The organism is Paracoccus sp. TRP (assembly GCF_000185925.1).
Taxonomy (GTDB): domain Bacteria; phylum Pseudomonadota; class Alphaproteobacteria; order Rhodobacterales; family Rhodobacteraceae; genus Paracoccus; species Paracoccus kondratievae.
In genome coordinates this window covers 1-1,446 of sequence record NZ_AEPN01000112.1, presented here as the reverse complement: position 1 = coordinate 1,446, position 1,446 = coordinate 1, and the positions used below count along the sequence as shown (strand labels likewise).

Here is a 1,446-nt window from a genome sequence, read left to right as displayed (position 1 = left end):
GAGGAATCCCTTTTGTCAACACGACCTAGATCGACGGCCTGCCGGAGCAATTTGCCGGAAAAGCCCCGGAAGCGCCCCGCGACCTGGGCACCGAACCCGACCCGCATCTTGAAGCCTTCTTTGCCGCGACCGGCGCGAGGATCGACACGACCGATGACCCAAAAGCCTTCTATCACATGGGCGAAGATCGCATCCACATGCCGCCAATCAACACCTTCCACAGCGCCAACGGCTATTATGCCACCCTGGCCCACGAGCTTATTCATTATGCCGTAAGCTGGGTTATGCCGCATGGCCGGGGTTTGGTGGCTTTCGCACCTGTGTTCGGCCATGCAACAGTTCGGCATAATCAGAGCGCTTCGAGGAACTCGGAGGTGCTGATTAAATGCCGCCGTTCTCGAAGTCTGGCTATCAGATATGCGGAACTTTCCGGACGTTCGCGGCAGCAGGAAACCGTGCCCAGTGTGGCTTTCCCTGCCGCCGATAGAGTCCTCATCCTCAATGGCCACTGACGCAGAAAGGGCCATCGAGAAAGACGCATGCACCACGACTGATCATCAGAGATTCATGCCGCCGGTGACCTCGATCCGCTGTCCATTGACCCAACCGAACGCATCCGTGAGGAGGCTGGCGATCACCGGGCCAACGTCTTCGGGGCCACCGACGCGACCGAGTGCGGTGCGGGTTGCCAGCGCCTTGTTGACCTCGTGGTTGTCGCGGGTGACGCCGCCGCTGAAGTCGGTCGCTATGGCTCCGGGCGCGACCACGTTAACGGCGATACCGCGCGGACCAAGTTCCAGCGCCATGTAACGTGTCAGGGTTTCCACCGCCGCTTTCATCGGCCCGTAGATCGCCCGGCCCGGGAATGAGAAGCGCGTCAGCCCCGACGAGATGTTCACGATGCGCCCCCCGTCCTTCATCAGCGGCAGAAGCACCTGGGTCAGCAGGAACGGTCCTTTGAAATGCACCGCGAATTGCGCGTCCATTTCGGCTTCGGTTCCGTCTGCGAGGGTCGCCGTAGAGGAGATCCCCGCGTTGTTCACCAGATAGTCGAAGCGGTCGGCTCCCATCTGGGCGAGGGTGGTGCGAACGCTGTCAGCGAAGTTCGGGAAGCTCGAAGCCTTGCCGACATCAAGCTGAAGCGCGGCAGCCTGCGCCCCAACCTTCTTGATGTCCGAAACCACCTTATCGGCCTCTTCCTGCCGAGAGTGATAAGTGATGATGGACGATACGCCGCGTTGAGCCAAGCGGAGGGCGGTATCCCGGCCCATGCCTCTGCTGCCACCGGTGATGATTGCGATAGATGCTGTACTTTTCATGAATATTCTCCTTGTAGGGGAGATATAGACAAGACATTTGTTCAGGATAAGGTGGTTATAAATCTACATTCTGTACGGAAAATTGCACAATGAAGAGTGACTGTTGATTTCCGTCGAGACGTGACCC

General features: G+C 58.8%; 2 protein-coding genes. One reads left to right on the top strand and one right to left on the bottom strand.

Annotated features, from left to right (window positions below):
* The first annotated feature begins 29 nt into the window (after window positions 1-29).
* Entirely contained in the window at window positions 30-512 is a 483-nt protein-coding gene (locus tag PARACOCCUSGL_RS21940; RefSeq protein ID WP_369750431.1) for a zincin-like metallopeptidase domain-containing protein, read from the top strand.
* A gap of 45 nt (window positions 513-557) precedes the next feature.
* On the opposite strand, the gene PARACOCCUSGL_RS0120065 is transcribed toward PARACOCCUSGL_RS21940, so the two are convergent.
* Window positions 558-1,319: an SDR family NAD(P)-dependent oxidoreductase gene (locus PARACOCCUSGL_RS0120065; RefSeq protein WP_010400994.1), complete on the bottom strand. Its 762-nt coding sequence runs from the start codon at window positions 1,317-1,319 to the stop codon at window positions 558-560.
* Window positions 1,320-1,446 lie beyond the last annotated feature (127 nt).

What these genes read in the sequence shown, in the direction of transcription:
- PARACOCCUSGL_RS0120065 (WP_010400994.1), bottom strand. Translation starts at nt 1,319, where the DNA reads ATGAAAAGTACAGCATCTATCGCAATCATCACCGGTGGCAGCAGAGGC.